The organism is Dermacoccus sp. SAI-028, assembly GCF_004346775.1.
GTDB classification, from domain to species: Bacteria; Actinomycetota; Actinomycetes; order Actinomycetales; family Dermatophilaceae; genus Dermacoccus; species Dermacoccus nishinomiyaensis.
In genome coordinates, this window is record NZ_SMFS01000001.1 from 1854357 (window position 1) to 1876700 (window position 22344).

Annotated in this window: 20 protein-coding genes, 1 tRNA gene and 1 other RNA gene; 10 read left to right on the forward strand and 12 right to left on the reverse strand. The window is 69.4% G+C overall.

What is annotated here, in order from left to right; translation table 11 throughout:
* Positions 1–309 precede the first annotated feature (309 nt).
* The 5 genes from EDC82_RS08420 to EDC82_RS08440 all read left to right on the forward strand — a co-directional run bounded on the left by EDC82_RS08420 (position 310) and on the right by EDC82_RS08440 (position 3910).
* Positions 310–921, forward strand: coding sequence for an Lrp/AsnC family transcriptional regulator (locus EDC82_RS08420; RefSeq protein ID WP_006944270.1), 612 nt, complete (start codon positions 310–312; stop codon positions 919–921).
* Between the two features lie 214 nt (positions 922–1135).
* Positions 1136–1864: a 4a-hydroxytetrahydrobiopterin dehydratase gene (locus EDC82_RS08425; RefSeq protein WP_083607195.1), complete on the forward strand. Its 729-nt coding sequence runs from the start codon at positions 1136–1138 to the stop codon at positions 1862–1864.
* Positions 1861–2655, forward strand: a complete 795-nt coding sequence (locus EDC82_RS08430) for a class I SAM-dependent methyltransferase (RefSeq protein ID WP_115296115.1) — start codon at positions 1861–1863, stop codon at positions 2653–2655. The genes EDC82_RS08425 and EDC82_RS08430 overlap by 4 nt, the downstream gene beginning before the upstream one ends.
* A 288-nt stretch (positions 2656–2943) precedes the next feature.
* Positions 2944–3423: a hypothetical protein gene (locus tag EDC82_RS08435; protein ID WP_062257828.1), complete on the forward strand. Its 480-nt coding sequence runs from the start codon at positions 2944–2946 to the stop codon at positions 3421–3423.
* A gap of 7 nt (positions 3424–3430) precedes the next feature.
* Positions 3431–3910, forward strand: coding sequence for a hypothetical protein (locus EDC82_RS08440; protein WP_131941158.1), 480 nt, complete (start codon positions 3431–3433; stop codon positions 3908–3910).
* 509 nt (positions 3911–4419) lie between these two features.
* Here the strand turns inward: EDC82_RS08440 and EDC82_RS08445 are convergent.
* Both EDC82_RS08445 and EDC82_RS08450 read right to left on the reverse strand, forming a co-directional pair.
* Complete coding sequence (locus tag EDC82_RS08445) at positions 4420–5613, reverse strand: peptidoglycan bridge formation glycyltransferase FemA/FemB family protein (RefSeq protein ID WP_040014395.1); 1194 nt, start codon at positions 5611–5613, stop codon at positions 4420–4422.
* Positions 5614–5897: 284 nt separating this feature from the next.
* Positions 5898–6554: an MBL fold metallo-hydrolase gene (locus tag EDC82_RS08450; RefSeq protein ID WP_006944258.1), complete on the reverse strand. Its 657-nt coding sequence runs from the start codon at positions 6552–6554 to the stop codon at positions 5898–5900.
* 187 nt (positions 6555–6741) lie between these two features.
* Here EDC82_RS08450 and EDC82_RS08455 point away from each other — a divergent pair, with 187 nt between their 5' ends.
* Complete coding sequence (locus EDC82_RS08455; RefSeq protein WP_006944164.1) at positions 6742–8202, forward strand: GuaB1 family IMP dehydrogenase-related protein; 1461 nt, start codon at positions 6742–6744, stop codon at positions 8200–8202.
* Between the two features lie 54 nt (positions 8203–8256).
* Here the strand turns inward: EDC82_RS08455 and EDC82_RS08460 are convergent, their stop codons facing one another.
* Positions 8257–9501: an MFS transporter gene (locus EDC82_RS08460; RefSeq protein WP_131941160.1), complete on the reverse strand. Its 1245-nt coding sequence runs from the start codon at positions 9499–9501 to the stop codon at positions 8257–8259.
* Positions 9502–9597: 96 nt separating this feature from the next.
* On the opposite strand from EDC82_RS08460, the gene EDC82_RS14725 reads away from it, so the two are divergent.
* Complete coding sequence (locus tag EDC82_RS14725; RefSeq protein WP_006944181.1) at positions 9598–9735, forward strand: hypothetical protein; 138 nt, start codon at positions 9598–9600, stop codon at positions 9733–9735.
* A gap of 92 nt (positions 9736–9827) precedes the next feature.
* Here the strand turns inward: EDC82_RS14725 and rnpB are convergent.
* Positions 9828–10198: RNase P RNA component class A (gene rnpB, locus EDC82_RS08465), an RNA gene on the reverse strand.
* Positions 10199–10346: 148 nt separating this feature from the next.
* Positions 10347–11828 carry an RNB domain-containing ribonuclease gene (locus tag EDC82_RS08470; RefSeq protein WP_038568631.1) on the reverse strand — a complete coding sequence of 494 codons (1482 nt, stop codon included), beginning with the start codon at positions 11826–11828 and terminating at the stop codon, positions 10347–10349.
* Between the two features lie 137 nt (positions 11829–11965).
* Between EDC82_RS08470 and EDC82_RS08475 the strand changes: the two genes are divergently transcribed.
* Together EDC82_RS08475 and EDC82_RS08480 are read left to right on the forward strand one after the other, a co-directional pair.
* Entirely contained in the window at positions 11966–12712 is a 747-nt protein-coding gene (locus EDC82_RS08475) for a YaaA family protein (RefSeq protein WP_062257848.1), read from the forward strand.
* A gap of 36 nt (positions 12713–12748) precedes the next feature.
* Positions 12749–13867: an SLC13 family permease gene (locus tag EDC82_RS08480; protein ID WP_131941162.1), complete on the forward strand. Its 1119-nt coding sequence runs from the start codon at positions 12749–12751 to the stop codon at positions 13865–13867.
* Between the two features lie 67 nt (positions 13868–13934).
* On the opposite strand, the gene EDC82_RS08485 is transcribed toward EDC82_RS08480, so the two are convergent.
* The 7 genes from EDC82_RS08485 to EDC82_RS08515 form a co-directional block, all read right to left on the reverse strand.
* The gene (locus EDC82_RS08485) at positions 13935–15134 is read right to left on the reverse strand and encodes an O-succinylhomoserine sulfhydrylase (protein ID WP_115296098.1); all 1200 of its coding nucleotides are present in this window, start codon (positions 15132–15134) and stop codon (positions 13935–13937) included.
* Between the two features lie 127 nt (positions 15135–15261).
* A complete protein-coding gene (locus EDC82_RS08490; protein WP_131941164.1) occupies positions 15262–16506 on the reverse strand; it encodes a bifunctional RNase H/acid phosphatase in 1245 nt (414 codons plus the stop codon).
* A gap of 96 nt (positions 16507–16602) precedes the next feature.
* Complete coding sequence (locus tag EDC82_RS08495; RefSeq protein WP_006944179.1) at positions 16603–17340, reverse strand: zinc ribbon domain-containing protein; 738 nt, start codon at positions 17338–17340, stop codon at positions 16603–16605.
* On the reverse strand, positions 17337–18188 hold the full coding sequence (locus tag EDC82_RS08500; RefSeq protein ID WP_115296096.1) for a Nif3-like dinuclear metal center hexameric protein: 852 nt from the start codon (positions 18186–18188) through the stop codon (positions 17337–17339). The genes EDC82_RS08495 and EDC82_RS08500 overlap by 4 nt, the downstream gene beginning before the upstream one ends.
* Position 18189: 1 nt before the next feature.
* Positions 18190–18262 (reverse strand) — tRNA-Val (locus EDC82_RS08505).
* Positions 18263–18365: 103 nt separating this feature from the next.
* Complete coding sequence (locus tag EDC82_RS08510; RefSeq protein ID WP_038568635.1) at positions 18366–18827, reverse strand: peroxiredoxin; 462 nt, start codon at positions 18825–18827, stop codon at positions 18366–18368.
* Positions 18828–18861: 34 nt separating this feature from the next.
* A complete protein-coding gene (locus EDC82_RS08515; protein ID WP_006944308.1) occupies positions 18862–19281 on the reverse strand; it encodes a DUF3052 domain-containing protein in 420 nt (139 codons plus the stop codon).
* A gap of 299 nt (positions 19282–19580) precedes the next feature.
* Here EDC82_RS08515 and aceE point away from each other — a divergent pair, with 299 nt between their 5' ends.
* The gene (aceE, locus tag EDC82_RS08520) at positions 19581–22343 is read left to right on the forward strand and encodes a pyruvate dehydrogenase (acetyl-transferring), homodimeric type (RefSeq protein WP_115296095.1); all 2763 of its coding nucleotides are present in this window, start codon (positions 19581–19583) and stop codon (positions 22341–22343) included.
* The last annotated feature ends 1 nt before the right edge of the window (position 22344 follow it).

A 22344-nucleotide genomic window follows, 5' to 3' on the forward strand; every position in this document is an offset into this window, starting at 1 on the left:
TCCGAGTCACCTGCCGGTTCGCGCACTCGGGGTGGTGAGCGCGTCGAACGCGATGCCTCAACTCTTGCAATGTCGATCATGCTGCGCAACACCCACCGCCTTGATTGGTCATTATGATCAAGGTGGCGGGGCGTCATGCGTCGTTGCTTGGCCACGACGCCCAGGTCGGCAGGCACCGGGCCCTTCCAGCGTCAGGCTCGGGTGGGCGTGAACTGCTCGTGCGACCTGCGCGGGGCAGCGCACTGCACTGTGCTTCAGGCCATGGATGCGGTGCGCTGAGCACGCGTCACGACTGGAACGAGGATGATCATGGATCGACGCTCCCACGCCCGACGCGGCGCAGCTCGACAAACAGACACGGGGCCACGCACGGCGACGACGTCCGCGACCGCGACGTCATCTGGGTCGCCGCGCCCGACCTCACCGCCGCAGCTCGACGAGACGGATCGGCTGCTCCTGCTCGCTCTCGACGAGGACCCGCGTATGACGACGATGGCGCTCGCGCAGCGTTGCGGCCTGGCGCGCGGCACGGTGCACGCGCGGCTGGAGCGGTTTCGCGAGCGCGGCATCCTGCGACTCAACAGTGCGCGCGTCGACCCGGCGACGCTCGGACGGCCCATGAGCGCGATGGTGGCGGTCGAGCTGGATCAGCACGACATCTCGGGCGCGATCGACGGGTTGGCGCAAATCCCCGAGGTGCTCGAGTGCTTCGCGCCGGCCGGCGAGACGGACCTGCTCGTGCGCGTCGTCGCGCGCGACCCTGACGACCTCTATCGCGTCAGCGAGGAGATCCGCCTGTGCCCCGGCGTCACTCGAACCCGCACGAGCGTCTACCTGCGCCGCGTCATCCCCTACCGTATCGACCCGCTGTTGCGCGAAGGCATCGACGAACCGACGTCTGCGCGCGACCGGCGGGGGTGAGGCGGCGGGACGGGGCGGGCGACGACGTCGTGGGTGCGTGAGGCGCATCGCGGTGTGGAACCGAGCCACGTGCTCGAGGAGCTGCTAGCAGTTCCGGCGGTCAAGCGTGGGAGCCGACGCTGCACCTCACGCAGTCGCCCGCGGTGCTGGGCACGGCGGAACCGAGGCGACCGACACGCTCCCAGCACGGGCGCGGGTGTGGTCGACTGGAGCCATGAGCGACGACATGACGCAGCGTCCCGGCGGGCGGCCCGATCCGATGCGCACCCTGACGGCGGCGGAGGTGGCCGCGCAGGCCCCGGCCGGGTGGACGCAGATCATGGGGTCACTGCGGGCGCGCTACCGCACTGGCGACTTCGCGACGGGGTTGCGGCTCGTGAACCTCATCGGCGAGTCGGCGGAACGGTGGGATCACCATCCCGACGTCACCCTGACGTACGGGGACGTCATCGTCAGCCTCGTCAGCCATGACGTCCGCGGCATCACGAGCCGCGATCTACGGATGGCGAGGTTGAGCGCCGAGCACGCGGCGCACCTGGGCCTCGAACCGGACGTGGCCGGTCTCACCCAGATCGATCCGGGGCTCGACACTGCACACGCGGACGAGGTCGCTCCGTTCTACTCGGCGCTCTTCGCTGCGCCGCTGCGTGACGGTGAGCCCGTCGACCCGAGCGGCCAGACGCCGACGGTGTGGTGGCAGGCCCCGGATGATGCAGACTCCCCCGATGGCGATGCGGCCGACGATTCCCAGCTCCCGCCGGCGGATCACGAGCAGCGTTGGCACTTCGACGTCTGGGTGGCGGCGGAGGCCGCCGAGCAGCGGCTGGCAGCCGTTCTCGATGCCGGCGGCCGCCTCGTCAGCGACGCCCACGCCCCGTCGTTCTGGGTCGTCGAGGACGCCGACGGCAACCGTCACTGCATCTGCACGCCCGCCGGGCGATGAGGGACTGGGCCGACGTCGCGGAGGGCTACCGCCGATCGTTTGCACGGGCTTGCGCGGGCGCCACCGGGCCGCTCCTGGCCGCAACGAATGACCAGCGCGGCCACAGCGACGACGTCGTGCGCCATCTCGACGTCGGGTGCGGCGACGGTCGCTTGGCCGCTGCCGCGTCAGAGACCGGTCGTGCGGTCGTCGCGTGCGACGCGGACGCGACGATGTGCGAACTCACCCGCTCTTCGGCACCCCACGTGGCCACTCTGAAAGCAGCGCTGCCTGAACTCCCTTTCTGCTCCGGCAGCTTCGACATCGTGACGGCCAATTTCGTCATCAATCACGTCGAGGCACCGTGCGCGTCGATGCGCGAGCTGTCCCGCGTCTGCCGTCGTGACGGGATCGTGGCGGCGACGATCTGGCCCGCCGGTGGCGCAGGGTTCGGCCCCTTGCTCCGCGAGGTGCTCTCCTGCCCCGATCTGACGCCGCTGCCTGACCAGTCCCTACCTGCCGATCAGGACTTCGAGCGAACCCGCCGGGGCCTCGGTTCCCTCTTCGCCGCGGCGGGGCTCGACGATGTCCGATCCACCGACATCAGCTGGACGTGGACGGTGACGCCCGAGGACCTGTGGGCGGGCATCACGGCCGGCGTGGCGACGCCGGGCATGACGTACCTTGCTCAATCACCCGAGGTGAGGGCCCGGATGCGGGAGCTCTTCTTCGAGACGGCCCGCACGATGAGTGCCGAGGGGACGCTGACCTTCGATGCTCGCGCCGTGCTGGCGACCGGGCGCATTTCGTGAACCTCCGGTGGGCCTGACCGTGCGATGACGCGTGGCGTTTCCTCGGCGCAATGGGGTCGGCGGCGGGACGGGCCATCCCGTGACCGACGGTGCGCGACAGCGGACGTTGACTCAGTCACAGGCCCGCTGCGCTCGGCATCGCTGGGGTCGCTGCACGGCACCATAGCTGGCGAGGGGCAGCCGATCCGCTGGGGGTTTCTCGCAAAGGTACGGACCAGCCCGGCTTCGACCGGTCAACCCGGCGTGCAACAATCTTCCGTCATTCGAACATATGTGCGATAATGCAGCATGGACAGCATCGTGCGGGAGAGCCTCGAGGCGCTCACCTGCCTGCCCGGCGACGAACTCGTCGAGACATGGCAGGCACTGACGCGCGTGGCGGCAGACCGGGCGCTCGCGAGCGGTTCCGCGCTGACGTCCGATGCGGACGACGGCGTGACCCTCGACGACCAGTGCGCAACCCTCGCGGCGACCCGCCGCGACCTCGAGCGAGCGGCAGAGGCGGCGCGCATGGTCACCCGGATGGCGCAGACCGTCGTCGACCTCACCGCACATGCTCATCACGACACGGTGCGGGCTCAGGATCATCTTGAGTTCGAACGCTTCGCACGTGCTGACGAGTCGTACCCGCTCGGGCCAGGCGAGTTCGCCCCCGCCCACCTCGCTGCGGTGCCCGGGATGCAACCCGGTACGGTCGCGGCGATGTCCGATGACGTCGCCGCACTGCGCAGCCGCACCCGCGGTCGCTCGAGCAGCTGCACACGGTGACGCGCGCATGCCTGCGGTGCGCGCCATCCTGCACGAGCTGCAGCACCTCGAGCCCGAGGTCGCGTCCGGCATCGAGGCCGACCTGACGAAGGCCGGCGCCCACCGCCTCGGAGCCGACGCGGCACGTGCGCGGGCGCTCACCCTGCTCCACCGGCAGGGTCTCGCGAAACCGCGCGACCCTGATGAGACCGCACGTGAACACGCCGTCTGGTTCACTCCGCACCTCGATTTCGACGCGTTGACGCAACTGCACGTCACCCTCGACACGGGCGACGCGGTGGCGCTCGACGCCGTCATCGAGGAACACGCGCAGTCGTTGCGCGAGAACAGCCCGCCCGGAGCGGCTCCCCCGGCCGGATCGCTGCGCGTCAAGGCGCTTCTCGACCTCGCACTGGAGAACAGCCGCGTCAGCACGACACTCCACCTGTGGCTCACCTACCCGGGCTGTCACATCGAAAAGGCCGCGCCGCGCTTCCACGCGGCATAGTGGGCCGCGGAAATCACGCGCGCGAGGCTTCGTTGCTTCCCGCATCGTGGCGGACGGCCTCGCGAAATCAGCGGCAACGCCCGGCAGGCGATCTTGAGGCTTCTGGGCAGCCGATGGCGACGTCGCCGTTCGGCCTCGAGGTGGGTCGAGCGGAAGCGACGTGGCAGGGCACACGAGTCGACAAGTCGCTCGGTGGCAACCGCCGTCGTACGCGCCGAGGAAGTCAGTCAGCCAATGCCGGTTGCCGTGATGACGATCGCCGGCAGGCGCCGAATCAGTGAACTGAGCCGAACGAGCGCTCCTCGCCGTCCGACGCGAGGGTCAGCCAGCTGGCCCCCGCCGCGGCCAGCCCCGACGACCGGCAAGGAGCGGCGGCGTTCGGCCGCGCAGGACAAGGCATGCGCAGAACAGGCAGTCGACCGCCGCGCAAACTCCGGCTCGCCACACGTCGAATAACCGACGACCCGCCCGATGGGACATCAGGCGGGTCGTCGCGGGTCAGGTCGGCGTCAGTCGAGGCGGTGCCACGCTGCGTCAGCGCGCTTGGCGCGAACGTCAGATGCCTTGGAGCGGGCGCCCGCTGCGGCGCCGACGAGCGTCCCCTTCGGGTCGTTCTTGAGCGACACAGCCGTCTTCTTCGCCGCGGGCACGCCGCGCTTGAGCGTCGAGCGCACCACGGGCAGGGCCGTCGCGAAAACGGGGAACATCGGCGAGAGCGACTTGTCGTACGTGCCGACGAGCATGTCCTCGTGCTTGGCGAACTGGCGCTTGAAGTCGCTGATGCCGTCATTGAGGAGCCCGTTGAAGTCATAACGTTCGACGCCCTGCGCCTTGACGTGCGTCATCGCCCAGAACTTGAGGCCATAGTTGAGGCGCAGCTTCATGCCACGCGGGCTGACGCCGCCGTACAGCTCGAACGCGGTCTTGCCGGAGACCACGAGCCACACGAACGCGACGACCTCGTCGCCCTCCCACGCCGCGATGAGCTGCGAGGCGGGGCCCATGAAGTCGCGGATCTGCTCGTGGTAGAGGTCGGAGTGGACTGCGAAGTTCGCGCGCTTCGCCGTCTCCTTGTTGATCGCGAGCACCTGATCGAGATCGGCCTGCTCGGTGACGAGACCGAACCGGACGTTCTCGGCCTTGAACGACTTGCGCACGTTCTGACGGGTGGAGCTGCTCAGCTCCTTCATGATCGTGTCCTCGTCACGAGTGACGTCGACGATCAGCGTGTGCGGGATGAGCCCCGTGTTGTCACTGCGCACGTACCCCGCAGCCTCGACGTCGGCGAGCCACCCGGACGTCGGCCGCGCGACGAGGGACGCGATCTCGTCGTCGGACGCGCCCTTCTCGAGCGGCGCGAACGGCGCCTCCCAGTCGGGCTCGATCGTCAGGCCGATCGGGCCGTGCGTGTTCTTGACGTGCTGCGCGAGCGCCGCGACGACACGCGCGCGGTCTGCCTCGGCGGCCTGCGGGCCACGCGGCACGTAGGCGAGCGACTTGAACGGGGCCGGTAGGCGGCGCAGCAACACCTGCGCCGAGCCGACGACGTCGTCACCGTCACGCACGACGACGCGGTCGGCCGACCACTCGTACTGCGACTTCAGCTCGCCCCAACCCCACAACTGCAGCGGGTGGCCGCCGGAGGAGTTGACGAGGGCATCCCACTCGTCGCGGTCGTGGCACGAAGTCACCGAGAGCGTCATGCGCCCAGGTTATCGGCAGGCGCCAACACCCCACAAAGCCCGACGCCCCGGCCGCGACACGTCGCGTCGGCGGCCACGCCTGTCGGGCACTCGCCGGGGACTATCCCACCGAGCGGGCGCCGTCGGCTGCACTCTCGTGCGACGACAGCCTGATCCCCCCGCCCAGCGCTGCCGGGAGCCCAGCTAGCGGCTCCCATTCATTCAGCACGTGTCCGCACACGGCGTCATTGGCAGCACTGAAGCGGCCTGCCGCCGATCGCACCACCCGCGTCATCCCGGGCGGGTCAAGCGGACAATTCGACGCTGTCGCCGACGGGCACATCGATGACGTCGACGCCGCCGTCGCGGCCGAAGTCGGCGACGTGGTTCAGGAAGATGCCGCGCGCGGCGGGGGCGATGATCTGGTCGTGGATCGGCACGACGTGCTGCGGCGCGACCGCGCGGACGAAGGCAATGGTCTCCTTGACGGCCGACCACGGCGCGGCGAGCGGCACACACAGAAGATCGATGTTCTCGGGGCGCCCCTCGAGCGAGTCACCGGGATGGAAGACGCGCGGCTCACCCGGCGCGCTCACGACGATGCCTACGTTGCCGACGCGCGGGATGTAGGGGTGGATCTCGGCGTGCGTCGAACCGACGCCCTCGAGCGTGACGCCCGCGACGTCGTACGTCTCGCCGGCCTTCGTCGCGGTGGCCTCGACGCCCTTGTCCGCGAGCAACTGTGCCGTCTGCGGCTCGGCGAACCACACCGCATCAGGGTTCTCGGCCCGCAGGCTGTCGATGGCGTCGGGGTCGAGATGGTCGGCGTGCTGGTGCGTGACGACGATCGCGTCGACGCCCTTGACGTCGTCGAACGAGCTGAACGTGCCGGGGTCGAACAGCACGCGAACGCCGCCGGCGTCGAGTTCGATACAGGAGTGACCGTGATGCGTGAGCTTCATGCCTCAACCGTAGGCCCGCCGCCGCCCCCGCGTCTGCTCGGGACGGTCGCGGCGGGCCGTGTGGCCAGCTGCCGGCCCCACACGACGCCGGGCAGGCATCCGTTCGGGCATTCGGGCGAAGGCCGCCTCGAACAAGAAAGACCCCGCAATTCCGCGGTTGTCGGCGCGTCAGCCTAGGGTGAGTGACGTGGAACTCATCACCGGAAAAACGGCCTACGACCTCACGTACAACGACGTCTTCATGGTGCCGTCGCGCTCGCGCGTCACGAGCCGTCTCGATGTCGACCTCACGACGAACGACGGGGTCGGCACGACGATCCCGCTCGTCGTCGCAAACATGACGGCGATCTCGGGTCGCCGCATGGCCGAGACGGTCGCCCGGCGCGGCGCGGTCGCCGTCCTGCCGCAGGACATTCCGATCGCAGCCGTTCAGGAGACCATCCGGCAAGTGAAGGCGAGCCACCCGACCTACGAGACGCCGGTGACGATCGCGCCGGACGCCCCCGTCAGCGACGTGCTCGCGCTGCTCGGCAAACGCGCACACCGCGTCGCCGTCGTCATCGACGACGACCGCCGCCCCCTCGGCCTCGTGAGCGAGGCGCACTGCCTCGAGGTCGACCGCTTCAGCGTCATCGCCGACGTCATGACGCGCGACATCACGACCGTGGAATCCGGAGCCGACCTGCACGACACGTTCGACCTGCTCGAGCGTACGCACCGCGACATCGCCGTCGTCGTCGAGGCGGGCGGCGCCCTCGTCGGTGTCCTGACGAAACGCGGCATCCTGCGCTCCACGATCTACTCCCCCGCGCTCGACCCCGACGGCAAGCTGTCGATCGGCGTCGCCATCGGCATCAACGGTGACGTCGAGGGCAAGGCGACGACGATGCTCGAATCGGGTGCCGACGTCCTCGTCGTCGACACCGCCCACGGGCATCAGGAGAAGATGATCGACGCGCTCGGCGTCGTGCGGGCAGCCCGTGACGCTCACGAGACGTCCTCGGGGCGCCGCATCCCCATCGCGGCGGGCAACGTCGTCACTGCCGACGGTGCCCGTGACCTCGTCGAAGCGGGCGCCGATATCGTGAAGGTCGGCGTCGGGCCGGGAGCGATGTGCACGACCCGCATGATGACGGGTGTCGGGCGCCCGCAGTTCAGCGCGGTGCTCGAATGCGCAGCCGCCGCGCGCGAACTCGGCGCTCACGTCTGGGCTGACGGCGGCGTCAAGTATCCGCGTGACGTCGCGCTCGCCCTCGCGGCCGGGGGCGCGAGCGTCATGATCGGGTCGTGGTTCGCTGGCACCTGGGAGTCGCCCGGCGACCTCAACCGCGACGCCGACGGGCGCCTCTACAAGGAGTCGTTCGGCATGGCGTCGGCTCGTGCCGTGCGTGGCCGCACGTCATCGCAGGGTGCGTTCGAGCGTGCACGTTCGGCGCTGTTCGAGGAGGGCATCTCGTCCTCGCGCATGTACCTCGACCCGCAGCGGCCGGGTGTCGAAGACCTCATGGACTCGATCATCGCCGGCGTGCGCAGCTCGTTCACCTACGCGGGCGCCAAGACGATCGACGAGTTCCACGAACGTGCCCGCGTGGGTGTGCAGAGCGCCTCGGGCTACGACGAAGGGCGCCCGCGCCACACGAGTTGGTGACGGCGGAGCCTACGCAGGCCGGCCTCACCCGGGCCGCATCGAGCACACGATGCGTCACCGGGATGGGGCGGGCTGGTCCGTCTGCGACGGTTCGAGGGTGAACTCGCGCATGCTGCGGATGAACAAGGGCACGACACTCGCGATGAGAAGGAAGCACGCGGCGACGGCAATGACCTGGCGGGCGCCGAACGTCTGGGCAAGGGGTGCGGCGAGCATCGAACCGAGCGGTAGCGCGACGAAGGACATGAGGATGTCCCAGGAATGCACGCGGCCCTGCAGCTCGCCGGGCACAGCCTGCTGAATGGCCGTCTCCCAATGCACGTCGTAGAAGAGCAGACCCGCGTATCCGACGGCGGCGAGCACCGCGATCGGCCACACCGAGTGAAAGACCGCGAAGCTGAAGGCCCACAACGGCATGAGCAGCAGCGGCGCCCACCCGCTGAAGAGCGGACGTCGCAGGTGGATGCGCGACCCGAGAGCTGCGCCGACAAACCCACCGAGCCCCTCGGCGGCGGCGACGATGCCGACGGCGTGGGCGCCACCCGCCTCTCTGGCGACGAGCAAGGGTGCCAGCACGAGGATCGCGCCGTTGCCGATGTGGTAGAAACCGGCCGCGAGCAAGCCGAAGAGCAGCCACGAGCGCGAGCGCACCGCGCGCCACCCGGCGACGAGTTGCTCGCCGAAGCTCTCATCCACTTCGGTGCCCTCGCCCGCTTCCGTGAGCTCGCTCGCCGTCGTGTCGACCTGACCCGCCCAGACGAGCACCGCCCCCAGGGAGACGACGAACGTCGCCGCGTTGACGGCGAAGCCGACTCCCGCGCCGGCGAACCCGACGACGGCTCCCCCGAGCACCGGGCCCAACATGAGCATGAGCTGACGCAGGCTCGTGATGGTCCCGTTCGTGCGCCGACGCGCCCCCGCCGGCACCACGGCGCGCCGCCACGTCATGAACGCAGGCCCGTAGAACGCACCGGCAGCCGCGGTGACGAAGGCGCATCCGACGATGACCGGCGTCGACCATGCGCCGGCCCAGAAGCAGCAGGCGAGGACGAGCCCGCACGCTGCGCGCACCGCGTCCGAGGCGGCCATGACGATGCGTGGCTGCACCCGATCCGCCCAGACCCCACCGAACAACGTGAACACGAGGCGTGCCACCGTCGTCGCGGTGATGGCCGCGGCCATCTGCCCGGCGCTACCGCCCGCCACGACGATCGCCACGGGCAATGCCACCACCTGGAAGGCATCACCCAGCCAGCTGAGCACCTGCCCGGTGAGCACGGCCGTCATGCGTGTCGTCATCGCGCCAGTATCGTCGATGTGGGACGGGCGGTGAAGCAAACGGGGCACCCCTGGGGGTGGGAGCGCCCCGTGCGCTCACCGTGTACTTTTCAGGCCATGAACGAACGTCCTCGCGTCCAGATCCGTCCCGTCGGGGGCCTGCCCGGGTGTCTCGGCATGATCCTGTTCTCGGTCATCGCCTCGATCGTGCTCACGCTGCTGCTCAACATGTGCAGCAGCGCGGCGACGCACTGACGGCCCCACGATCGCGACAGGCAGGAAGGCGCCACTCCTGCCGGATGGCGCCTTCCCGCCTGCTGTTGCGGGCTGGCGCCCGCGATGTTCGGGGGATGAGTCGGCCTATAAGCCGGGTTGTGTTCCGCGCGCCATTGCTGGCATCGCTTCGGCGATCATCCATCTAGGCCCTGCATTGCTGCAGGGCTCGAGCGATCTACCCACATGCTCAGCGGGCCGCTTCGACGCATGCTGTCTGATCTTGCTCCGGGTGGGGTTTACCGAGCCGCCCCAGTCGCCTGGGGCGCTGGTGGTCTCTTGCACCACCGTTTCACCCTTGCCGCGCTCATGAGCGTGGCGGTCTGTTCTCTGTGGCACTTTCCCGCGGGTCGCCCCGGGTGGCTGTTAGCCATCACCCTGCCCTGTGGAGCCCGGACTTTCCTCGGCGAGAGCGAACTCTCGACGCGACCGCCCGGCCGACTCATCCGCGCGCAAGCTTACCTTTGCCTGCGGGTGCCGACGCATCCGACCGGCCCATGACGGGCGACGACCCAGCTGCGTCACATGATGCCGCCCGAGTCGGTCACGCCTGACGCACCCAGCACGATGTGACGCAGCGAGGCGTCAGTACCTCACGCGAGGGCGAACGTCAGCTTCCCCGTCGCGATGTCGGCGCCCGTCAACGTCACCTCACACGCCTCACCGAGCGCAGGGGCCGCAGCGTCACCGACCTTCACCGTCGCGACAACGGCGTGGTCGACGAGCTGGATCGTCGGCTCGCCCTTGCCGTGGCCGTGGTCTCCGTCCTCGACGACGAACGCCGCGAACGTCTCCCCGACGTCGGACGACAGCGCGGCCGCCTCGACGCGGTCGACGCACGCGCGGTCGATCTTGCGCGCCAGCGAGTCGGTGCGCTTCATGATCTCGGGCAGCTCGACGAGCGCCTCGCGCGCCCAAGCCGGTACCTCGCGTCCGTTGGAGACGGCCTCGCAGATGACGAGCCCGAAGCGGTCGACGAGCCGCCGCAGCGGCGCGGTGACGTGCGCGTACGGCGCCGCGACGGCGGCCTGCTCGGTGATCTCGGGCGTCGCGATGGCCGGGTTGTCGCGGTCGAACGGCGTGTACGCGGCACCGCGGAACAGCCCGACGGCCTCGTGGACGAGCGCGAGATGGTGCGGGTCATCACGATCGAGGGAGCGCAGGAACGCGCCGTACGTCTGGTCCTCGGCCCATGCCACGCCGAGCGCTTTCGCCTGCAGGCGGAACCGCGCGACGTCGCGCTCGTCGGCCTTCGGCATCGTGCGCAGGATGCCGATGCCGGCGTCGAGCATCATCCGCGCCGCCACCATGCCCGTCATGAGGGAAATCTGCGCGTTCCAGTCCTCGCTCGGTACGGGTGGGCGGAAGTGCACCTCGTAGTCGCCGGGGCTCGGCTCGCTCACCTCCTGCTCGGGCATCGGCAGCGACGCGCCACCACGCTCGATCTCCAGCTGCGCGCGTAACTCACCGATCTGACGCAGCAGCGCGAAGCGCTCGTCGACGGCGCCGCCCATCGCGCCCCCGCCGTCGACATTCCCCTGCACCTGCGTGTAGTCGAGCCGTTCGACGCTGCGGACCTGCGCGCGGTACAAACTCGCCGACGTCACCTCGCCGCGTGCGTCGAGATGCATGTCCCACACGAACGCCGAGCAGATCTGCCCCTCGAGCAGGCTCGCCGCACCTTCACTGAGTTCCTCGGGGTGCAACGGAATCCGCATGTCGGGCATGTAGATCGTCTGCCCGCGACGGCGCGTCTCGGCGTCGAGAGCGCCGCCGGGACGCACGTACAGCGGCACATCGGCGATGGCGTAGCGCACGTGGAAACCCTCGCCGTCACGCTCCAGGTGCATGGCCTGATCTAGGTCCATCGAACCGGCCGGGTCGATCGTGAAGAACGGCACGGACGTCTCGTCGCGCTCCGGTTTCTCGACGTGCGCGAGCGCGTCGAGAGCGTCGGCCACGGCGTCGGCCGGGTAGTCGGTGGCCAGCTCGTTCTCGGCGCGCAGGGCCTCGAACGAGCGCGCGAGCTCGCCGGAGGCGTCGGTGTTCTGCAGCAGGATGCGTGTGCTCGGCATGGCCCGAGCCTACGCGGCGAGCGCCTCGGCATGGCCCGTTCCACACCGGCACGCGACGCGGCTGCCCCCACCGCGCGCGAAGGCGAGCGACTCAGCGCCGGCGGGTGACCGAGCGCCTCGCCCACTACCCTGTGCCGGTGATCATCCTTCTGCCGCCGTCGGAGACCAAAGCGACGCGTGCCCGCGGTCGCGCCATGAACCTCGACTCGCTGAGCAACCCCGAACTGAACGACGCGCGCCGCAATGTCATCAACGCCCTGACGGCGGTGAGCGCTCGCCCCGACGCTGCGTCCGCCCTCAACGTCTCCCCCAACCTCACCGACGACATCGCCCGCAACACGCGCCTGACGACGGCACCCGCCCTGCCCGCGTCGGGCCTCTACACCGGCGTGCTCTACGACGCGCTCGATCTCGCCTCGCTCACCGGGGCGGACAAGACACGTGCCGGGCGGCGCGTCGTCATCTCCTCCGCCCTCTACGGAGCCGTGCGTCTGCGCGATGCGGTCGCTCCATACCGGCTGTCGATGGCCGTCAACCTGCCGGGCATCGGCCCGCTCGCGAGCTTCTGGAAGCCACTGCTCGACGCGCCCTTGACCGAGGCCGCCGGGCGCGGCCTCGTCATCGACTGTCGATCATCGACGTACGCCGCGTCGTGGGCGCCATCCGGCGACCTTGCGAAACGCTGGGTGCACATCCGGGTGCCCGGGGCGACTCACATGGCGAAGCACACGCGTGGCCTCGTCACGCGCGCCCTCGTCACCGACCCGCGTGACCCGCGCACGCCGGCAGCCCTCGCCGAGCAGCTCGCCGAGACGTTCGACGTCGCCCTCACCGCGCCCAAGAGCGCGACGAAACCGTGGATCCTCGACGCCACGGCCCGATGACGACTGCCCACACCAGGTGCACGACGCGGTGTTCTCATGCATGAAGCGCTCGACTTGCTCGCCCGGGTGCCGGGCGTTCTCGCGTTTCTTCTGGCGCTGACGATCGTCGCCGAATGCTGCTCCGCCGCAGGCGTCTTCGACGACCTGGCCCGGCGTCTCGTCACTGTAGGGCGCGGTCACGTGCCCGCGACGTGGCTGCTGTTCCTGCTCACCACCGGCGTCGTCACCGCCCTGCTCGGCCTCGACACGACTGCCGTGCTCATGACGAGCGCGGCCGTCGTCGTCGCGCGTCGACTGCGGGCGCCGGTCGCGATGTTCGCCTTCCCGACGCTGTGGCTCGCGAACATGGCCTCGCTGTGGCTGCCCGTCTCCAATCTCACCAACCTGCTGGCGCGCGGGCACCTGGACACCACGAGCAGCCTCGGCTTCCTCGCGCTGGCGTGGCCCGTCGCACTGACGACGACGCTCGTGCCGCTCCTGTGCGCCGCCGTCATCTGGCGCCCCGCATTCCGGCCATTCGACTGGCACGATCGCCCCGGGCGGCAATCACCGTGCACCACGGCGCCCGATGACACATCGGCGTCAGCACCACTGCCGCAGCAAAGATCCGCGCGTCGAAGCGTCGCCGTCATCACCCTGCTCATGTGCGCGGCGATCCTCGTCGTCGAACCGTGGATGACGGCCGGCGTCGCGGCGCTGTGCTGCGTCCTCGCTCTCGCACTGCTCACCCCTGAGCGTCTCCGCGAGATCACCCTGCCGTGGCGCAGCCTGCTCATCACGACGGCCCTGTTCGTCGCCGTCGCGGTGCTGCATGGGTCCGGCGCGCTCGACCCGCTCGTCCGGACGCTCGACGACGCGCCCGCCTGGGCCCTCACGCTCAGTGGCGCGGGCCTCGCCAACGCGACGAACAACCTGCCCGCCTACCTCGCCCTCGAACCCGCCGCCCACGACGCGACGCGTGTGCTCGCCCTGCTCATCGGCGTCAACGTCGCAAGTGGGCTGACGTGGTGGGGGTCGGTGGCGACGCTGCTGTGGCGCGAGCGCCTGCGCCGCGAGGGCGTCACCGTGTCCTGGCGCCGTCACCTGCTGCTCACCGGATCGACGACGTTCATCACGACCGCCGCGGCTCTTGCCGTCCTCGCCCTGACGCGATGAGCTACTGGTCCGTAGCTGCTTGACCTGCTGGCCCCAAAAGCATGACGCATGGCGCCGGCGACCCCCGTCAGCCGAGAGCGACCTGCAGCGCCTGACGGACGTCGTCGACCAGATCACCCGCATCCTCGAGCCCGACCGACAGGCGCAGAGTGCCGTCCGTGATGCCGATCGCGGCCCGCGCGTCGGCACTCATCCGACGATGCGTCGTCGTCGCGGGGTGGGTGATCATCGACTTCGAATCGCCGAGATTGTTGGAGATGTCGACGATGCGCAGCGCGTTCATCAGGGCAAATGCCTCCGCCTTGTCACCGTCGATCTGGAACGTCACGACCGAGCCGCCACCGCTCATCTGCCGTTTCGCGAGCTCGTGCTGCGGGTGCGAGACGAGGAACGGATGCACGACACGTGACACCTTCGGATGCGCCTCGAGCACCTCGGCCAGCTTCAGCGCTGTCGCCGCCTGCGCCTCGACGCGTAGCCGCAGCGTCTCCAGGCCCTTGAGCAGCACCCACGCGTTGAACGCCGACATCGTCGGGCCGGTGTGGCGCACGAGGTTCTGCACCGGCCCGTCGATGAACTCGCGCCTGCCGAGGATGGCGCCACCGAGCACGCGTCCCTGCCCGTCGATGTGCTTGGTCGCGGAGTAGACGACGACGTCGGCGCCGTGGTCGAGCGGCCGGCTGAACACAGGCGTGCCGAAGACGTTGTCGACGACGACCTGCGCCCCGGCCGCATGGGCGAGGTCGCTGACGGCGCGCATGTCGACGAGTTCCTGCATCGGGTTGCTCGGCGACTCGAAGAACACCGCCGTCGTCGGCTGCGACAGCGCCTGGCGCCACTGCTCGAGGTCAGGCCCGTCGACGAAGACCGTCTCGACGCCCCAGCGCGGCAGGATCTCGTCGAGGATGACGAAGCACGAGCCGAACAACCCGCGTGAGGCGACGACGCGGTCGCCCGCCCCCAGCAGCGCGGCCAGGGCCGTGAACACCGCCGACATGCCGGACGCCGTCGCCGTGCACGCCTCGGCTCCCTCGAGAGCGGCGAGCCGCTCCTGCAGCATCGCCGTTGTCGGGTTGCCGTATCGGCTGTAGACGAACCGGTCGCTCTCACCCGAGAACGCGGCCTCGGCGGCCTCGGCGGAGTCGTAGACGAACCCCGACGTCAGGTACAGCGCCTCCGCCGTCTCCTCGAAACCGCTGCGCGCGAGGCCGCTGCGCACCGCGAGGGTGTCGGGTCGCCAGTCTTCTTGCCCGCGCTGAATATCCATAACTGCAACTTATGGATCTTCGGCGCCGCTCGCCACACAGGATGGATGATCGTCCGCGCACCGGACGACCCGCCTTGGACGCCGGCGCACGCCCCTTGACGCCTGCATCGGAGGCTCTGAGGCTCTGTCAGCCCCGCAGGTGATGCGTGTCGTTCGTGAACGCGACCTGCGCGTTGCCGTCGCGCCACACCTCGATGCCGGTCAGCGACGCCGGGGCCGCCGCAACGCGCCACGCGCCGTCCATGCTCAGATCGAGCACCTTGGCGAGCACCGACATGATGACGATGCGGTGCGTCACGATGATGACGACACCGCCGCGTTCCACCGCCCGACCGAGGGCTGCAGCGACGCGCTCGTCGAGCTCGTCGCGCGTCTCGCCGCCCGGCGCGCGGTGAGTCGGTTCGTGACGCAGCTTCGACAGTCCCGCCGCGTCCTTGGCGCGGATCTCCTTGAACGACAACCCGTCCCACTCGCCGAAGGCCTGCTCGTCCCAGTCGGCGTCGACCCGCGGCGTCACCCCGAGACGTTCGGCGATCAGCGTGCCTGTCTCGACCCCACGGGCGAGCGACGACGTCACGACGTGCACGTCGCTGTCACCGACGAGCCCGTCGAGCGCGCCCGCGACGCCGCGTGCCTGATCGCGACCCTCGGTGCTGAGCGACGGGTCCGCGCCACCGCGACCGTCGAGCAGCCCCCTCGTCGTGAAGTCGGTGACGCCGTGGCGCACGAGGACGATGCGCGTCGGCCGTCCGAGATCCGCCGGCCCCCTCGGCTTCTCGTCGGGCTCAACGACGGCCTCGCCGCCCACTTCGCCCCCACCGTTCGGGTCGCCCGCACCCGCGCCCGCGCTACTGGCGCCGTCCACGTCAGCACCAGCACCGTCAGTGCGCTCGCCACCACCACCCTGCGACGCGCGCTCGACGTCGTCACCCCATGTGTCGCGTCGCACGGTGACGCCGTCCATGCCGTCGTTGGACAGCTTGTCGGCGTCCTTGTTCTTGGCACGCGGGATCCACTCGTACGTGACGGCGCCGCCCGCGCTCGAGATCTCCGCCGCGAGCGCCTGGGCCTCGGCGGCGAGGCGTTTCATGTCCTCATGCTTGATCTTCCAGCGGCCCGACATCTGCTCGACGACGAGCTTCGAATCCATCCGCACCGTCACGGCAGCGCCCGGGGCATGATCGACGACGGCCCGCAGCCCCTCGATGAGGCCGGTGTACTCGGCGACGTTGTTCGACTCCTTGCCGAGCGGCGCGGCGCGTTCGGCGAGCAGCGCACCGGTGTCCGCGTCGCGCACGAGGCTGCCGTACCCGGCGACGCCGGGGTTGCCGCGCGAACCGCCGTCAGCTTCGACGATGAGACGTCGCGTCATGATGAATCTCCTTCGCCCACAGGCATTTCGGACGACGAACAGCGCCCGGCGCCGTCACCGCGAGGCGACGCGCCGAGCGCTGTACTCTCTGCCCGGTCAGAGGTCGGATTCGGCCGTGCGCACGAGGATGCGTCCGCACTCGTCGCAGTAGACGACCTGGTCGGCGGCGCTCGAGCGAATGCGCTGCAGATCCGAGTGGTTGAGTTCGAGGCCGCAACCGAGGCAGCGACGACCGTGCAGCGCCGCCGCGGCGACACCGCTGCGGGCCCGGATGCCGTCGTATTCCGCGAGCAGGTCGGCGGCGAACGACGGGGCCATGTCGTCGCGCTTGCGCTGCACCTCGGCGCGCTCGGTCTCGAGCTCCTTGGCTGCCTCGCCCATCTCCGCCTTGAGCTGCTTGACCTTGGCCTCGGCCTCGTCAGCGACCGTCGTGAACGCGGTCAGCCGCTCGCGCAGGCCCTCGGCGCGCTCCATGATCTCGAGCTCGGCGTCCTCGAGGACGACCTGACGGCGAGCGAGCGTGTCCGTCTCGTGCTGCAGCGCCTGCAGATCCTTCGCGCTGCCCTCACCCGAGGCGAGGCGCTTCTCGTTGCGGGCCATGCGGTCGCGCACCTGCTGCACGTCGGCCTCGCTGCGCGCGATCTCACGCTCGACGTCCATGACGGCCGTCTGCGCGAGAATCATCTCCTCCGTCGCGGTGTCCGCCTTCTTCGTCAGCTCCGCGAGCTCCTTCGCCTGCGGCAGGTTCGCGAGACGGTGATCGATCTGGTCGAGGCGGGTGTCGAGCTTCTGCAGGTCGAGCAGCCTCCACTGCTGCTGAAGTTCTGCCTTCACTGCATCTCTCCTTCATTGGTGGGCACGAGGAAATTCCAGGGGTCGGTGCACGTCGTCGAGACGTGCACCTCGATGTCGCCGCCGCTCTCGCGCACGGCCTTCACGAGACGCTCGCAGGCGTGCTGCAGCCACAACCATTCGGTAGCCCAGTGTCCGGCGTCGACGAGGAACATCGGCGCCGCCGGGTCGTCCTCCTCGCGCGCCTCGATGGCGGGATGATGACGCAGGTCGGCGGTGACGTAGACGTCCGCCCCCGCGCGTCGTGCCGCGCCGAACTCGCCGTCACCGGCGCCGCCGAGCACCGCGACGCGCTGGACGCTCGCCTCGGCCTCTCCGCTGACGCGCAGGCCGACGGGGGCGGGTGGTAGCGCCGCGGCGAGGCTTTCGCAGAAGGCGCGCAGCGTCATGCTCTGAGGCAGCTCACCGACGCGGCCCAGCGGCTGCCCCTCGCTCTCGACCAGGGGTTCGACGTCCTGCAGGCCGCATGCGGCCGCGAGCGCGTCGTTGACGCCGGGTGTGGCCACGTCGGCGTTCGTATGCGCCGCGTACAGGGCGACGTCGCCGACGACGAGCGCTGTCACCGCGCGCCCCTTGCCTGACGTCGTCGCGACCGACTTGACCCCACGCATGAGCAGCGGGTGATGCGTGACGAGCAGGTCGTAACCGCCGGTGACGGCTTCGTCGATGACGCTCATCGCCGGGTCGACGGCGAACAGGACACGTTCGATCGGCTGCTCCGGGTCGCCGGTGACGAGGCCGACGGCATCCCACGACTGAGCCGTCGACGGCGGGTAGAAGCCGTCGAGGATTCGCGTGACGTCCGCGAGGGTCGTGGTGGAGTTGTTCATGTGGGCCCCGCCGGGATCGAACCGACGACCGACGCGGTGTAAACGCGTTGCTCTACCAGCTGAGCTAGAGGCCCTGAGCGCGCGCCGAGACGGCGCGGATGCAGCTGAATCCTACCCGCCGCGTGGCCACGTCGAGTTCGGCGTCATCGAGGGGCGGCGCCACGACGCCGCGCCGCGTCACAGGTTCTCGGCCACCTCGAGGGCGGGCGAGAAGTCGCGCGCCTCGCCGGGGCCGTTGATGAGCGACCAGAGCACCGTCATCGACGCGTCGATGAGGAAGGTGCCGCGCACGGCGAACCCGCGCTCGTCGTCGAAGACGCCGTAGGCGCGCGCGATCGCGCCGTGCGGCCAGAAGTCGCTGAGCAGTGGGAAGTCGAAGCCCTCGGCGTCCGCCCACGCGCGCTGCGTGAACATCGCATCGCAGCTGATGCCGACGACCTGCATCGCGTCACCGTCGTAGCGGGGCAGGTTGTCGCGGATGTGGCACAGCTCCCCCGTGCAGATGCCGGAGAACGCGAAGGGGTAGAAGACGAGCAGCGTCGGGCGCTCGGCGACGAGGCCGGACAATGTCACGTCCTCACCGAACTGGTTCCTGAGCGTGAAATCGGGCGCCGCAGCACCCACCTCGAGACCGCTCATGTCACTCCCTCTTCGTCTCGTGCGGCGGCCGCGCTCAGCGCTGCTTCGCCGCGCCACCCTGGACGAGCTTCGTGCCGATCCAGTCGTCGCCGACCTTGAAGGTCGAGCTGGCCTTGAGACCGGCGGTCGTCGCAGCTTCCTGCACGTCCGCGGCGTCGATCGCAAGATCCGAGCCGGCCTTCGGCGTCATGAGGAGGACGAACCCCTTGTCCTCCAGCGTGGCGAGCGCGTCGACGACGTCGTCGGTGAGGTCGCCGTCGCCGTCACGGAACCACACGAGGACGGAGTCGACGACGCCGTCGTACGTCTCGTCCTCGATCTCGGAGCCGACGATCTCCTCAATGGCTTCGCGCCACGACTCGTCGACGTCGTCGTCCCAACCGATCTCCATGACGATGTCGTCCGCGGAGAAGCCGATCTTGGCCGCCGGATGTGCCCCTGCGGTCTGGTTCACGTGCTGTGCTCACTTTCTGTTCTGGACGCTGCGACCACGCCGGGTGGATGCAGCCTTGTTCGAAGGGTAGTCCACAAGGTTGTCTCGCGCATTGCAAGAAGGCGCCCTCATGACGACCGTCTCGTGGGCCCGGTCGCCCTGGCCTGATGAGCCTCGAAACCCCTCGTCCCGCCCGCCAAACCGAGTACCCACGAGTAACCCCGTCCCGGTTTCGCGCAGGGTGCTCACGGGGGGCAGGATGGGAGCATGTGGCGCGTGCCAGGTAGCGCCGACGCAGTGGACGAGAGGACGTGACCTAAGTGTCGCTTGAGGAAGCCGGCCCGATCCTGAATGGCATTCCCAGTCAGTTGCCGGACATCGATCCCGACGAGACGCAGGAGTGGCTCGACTCGCTCGACGGCCTCGTCGACGAAGCCGGACGCAACCGTGCCCGCTACGTCATGCTCAAGCTGCTGGAGCGCGCCCGCGAGCAGCAGATCGGCGTGCCGTCGCTGACTGCGACCGACTACATCAACACGATCGGCCCCGAGGCCGAGCCGTGGTTCCCCGGCGATGAGGAGATGGAGCGCAAGTACCGCGCCTGGATCCGCTGGAACGCCGCCGTCATGGTGCACCGCGCGCAACGCCCCGACATCGGCGTGGGCGGCCACATCTCGACGTACGCCTCCGCCGCGACGCTCTACGAGGTCGGCTTCAACCACTTCTTCCGCGGCAAGGACCACCCGGGCGGCGGTGACCAGGTCTTCATCCAGGGCCACGCCTCCCCCGGCATCTACTCGCGCGCCTACCTCGAGGGCCGCCTGACCGAGGAGCAGCTCGACGGCTTCCGTCAGGAGAAGAGCCACTTCATCGACGGTGAGTCCGCCGGCCTGCCGAGCTACCCGCACCCGCGCAACATGCCGGAGTTCTGGGAGTTCCCGACCGTCTCCATGGGCATCGGCCCGATGAACGCCATCTACCAGGCGATGGTCAACCGCTACCTCAACGACCGCGGCCTCAAGGACACGTCCGACCAGCACGTCTGGGCCTTCCTCGGTGACGGCGAGATGGACGAGGTCGAGTCGCGTGGCGCCCTGCAGTGGGCCGCCAACGAGGGCCTCGACAACCTCACGTTCGTCGTCAACTGCAACCTGCAGCGTCTCGACGGCCCCGTGCGCGGCAACGGCAAGATCGTGCAGGAGCTCGAGGCATTCTTCCGCGGCGCCGGCTGGAACGTCATCAAGGTGCTGTGGGGCCGCGGCTGGGATCCTCTGCTCGCCCAGGATCGTGACGGTGCGCTCGTGAACATCATGAACAAGACGCGTGACGGCGACTACCAGACGATCCGCGCCAATGACGGTGCCTACGTCCGCGAGTACTTCTTCGGTCAGGACCCGCGCACGGCGAAGATGGTCGAGAACTGGTCCGACGACGACCTGTGGTGGAAGCTCAAGCGAGGTGGCCACGACTACCGCAAGGTGTACGCCGCCTACAAGGCTGCGATGGAGCACACGGGCCAGCCGACGGTCATCCTCGCGCACACCATCAAGGGCTACAGCCTCGGCACGCACTTCGCGGGCCGCAACGCGACGCACCAGATGAAGAAGATGACGCTCGAGGACCTCAAGCAGTTCCGCGACTCGCTCGACATCCCGATCAGCGACGAGCAGCTCGAGAAGGACCCGTACCGTCCGCCGTACTACCACCCCGGCAACGACGACCCGGCGATCAAGTACCTGCTCGAGCGTCGCGCGAAGCTCGGCGGTGGGCTGCCGTCGCGCAAGGGCCGCAGCTCGCAGCTGCCGTTGCCCGGTGACGAGGCGTACAAGATCGCGAAGAAGGGCTCCGGCAAGCAGGAGGTCGCGACGACGATGGCGTTCGTCCGCATCCTCAAGGAGCTGATGCGCGACAAGGAGTTCGGCAAGCACATCGTGCCGATCATCCCCGACGAGGCGCGCACGTTCGGCATGGACGCGTTCTTCCCGACGGCGAAGATCTACAACCCGCACGGGCAGCACTACCGCTCCGTCGATGCCGAGCTCATGCTCGCGTACAAGGAGAGCCCGCAGGGCCAGCTGTTGCACCTCGGCATCAACGAGGCCGGCTCCGTCGCGGCGTTCACCGCCGTCGGCGCCGCGTACGAGACGAACGACATCCCGATGGTGCCGGTCTACGTCTTCTACTCGATGTTCGGCTTCCAGCGCACTGGTGACTCGATCTGGGCGGCCGCCGACCAGATGGCCAAGGGTTTCCTCATCGGCGCCACCGCGGGCCGTACGACGCTGACGGGTGAGGGTCTGCAGCACGCCGACGGTCACAGCCACGTGCTCGCCGCGACGAACCCCGCCATCCGCTCCTACGACCCGGCCTACGGCTACGAGATCGCGCACATCGTGCAGGACGGCCTGGAGAAGATGTACGGCGAGAACGCCGAGAACGTCATCTACTACCTGACCGTCTACAACGAGCCGATCGTGCAGCCGGCCGAGCCCGAGAACGTCGACGTCGAAGGTATCAAGCGCGGCATCTACAAGCTCAAGGACGGCTCGTTCGACGGCCTCGGCGACGACGCGCGCCGCGTGCAGCTGCTCGCCTCCGGCGTCGGAGTCGCCTGGGCCCTCGAGGCACAGGAACTACTCAAGGAGGACTGGGGCGTCGTCGCCGACGTCTGGTCCGTGACGTCGTGGAACGAATTGCGCCGTGACGGCCTCGAGGCCGACGAGCACAACTTCCTCCACCCCGAGGACGAGCGCCGCGAGCCGTTCATCACGTCGCGCCTCAAGGACGCACCCGGTCCCGTCATCGCGACGAGCGACTCGATGCGCCAGGTGCACGACCAGATCCGCCAGTACGTGCCCGGCGAATTCCACTCGCTGGGCGCCGACGGATTCGGCTTCTCCGACACGCGAGCTGCAGCACGACGCTTCCTCCACATCGACGGCCCGTCGATGGCGGTGCGCGCCCTGCAGTCGCTCGCCGACCGCGGCGAACTCGACCCGTCGATCCCGCGTCAGGCAGCCGAGAAGTACGAGCTGCTCAACGTCAAGGCCGGCACCTCCGGCAACGCCGGCGGAGAAGCCTGAC